Origin of the sequence: Campylobacter sp. MIT 21-1684, assembly GCF_026241315.1 — a bacterium.
Classification (GTDB): domain Bacteria; phylum Campylobacterota; class Campylobacteria; order Campylobacterales; family Campylobacteraceae; genus Campylobacter_D.
This window is the reverse complement of sequence record NZ_JAPHNA010000068.1, coordinates 1-637: the sequence shown is the minus strand read 5'-3', so window position 1 is coordinate 637 and position 637 is coordinate 1. Positions and strand designations below refer to the sequence as shown.

The window sequence follows — 637 nt, the reverse complement described above, 5'->3', positions numbered from 1 at the left end:
TATGGAGATAAAAAATGAAAACTTCCTTTAAATATTCAATTCTTATTATCCTAACTCTCCTTAATATCCAATTCATTTATATTCTTACCTTTCTTCCTTTCCCTTTTTTTGGTTGGATTACTCTTTTTATTTTTTCTTGTATATGGGTGTATCTCTTTTTACGATTCTGTGTATGGAGTATAAATAAAATCTTTAAAAAGAATCTAAGAGTTAAAAAGATATATCTTGCCTTACCTTATCCTCTTATTATAGGTTCTTGGTTTGCCTTTAGCTTTGTCCCACTTGAATGGCAACCTAGCTTTAGAGAGTTTGAGAGGTTGTGTAGAGAAGAGGGAGGAGATACAACGACTATATATAATCAGGAGGCTTATGATAGAATAAGGAGAGGAGAGAGTAAAGATATAGATATTTGGGAGGATAAAATGGTATCTTGGCGTATAAAGGAAGCAGTGTTGAAAGTCTATGAACGCAATACAAATATTTTAATTGAATCTTATAAAACATTTGTTTGGTATGATATAGGTATGTTTGCGAAAAATGAAAGAACTGTTACTTGTGCCTATATTGATGAAACCAAACAAAAAATCAAAGAAAGAGGCTACTAATGACTAAAATGCAAAAGTATATGCAACTTTCT

Annotated in this window: 1 protein-coding gene; it reads left to right on the top strand. The window is 30.8% G+C overall.

Going from position 1 to position 637, the window contains the following annotated elements:
• The first annotated feature begins 14 nt into the window (after positions 1–14).
• A complete protein-coding gene (locus OQH62_RS08595) occupies positions 15–605 on the top strand; it encodes a hypothetical protein (protein ID WP_266016154.1) in 591 nt (196 codons plus the stop codon).
• Positions 606–637 lie beyond the last annotated feature (32 nt).

Bases quoted from the DNA above. Each gene is read 5' to 3' on its own strand.
- OQH62_RS08595 (WP_266016154.1), top strand. From the start codon at position 15: ATGAAAACTTCCTTTAAATATTCAATTCTTATTATCCTAACTCTCCTT.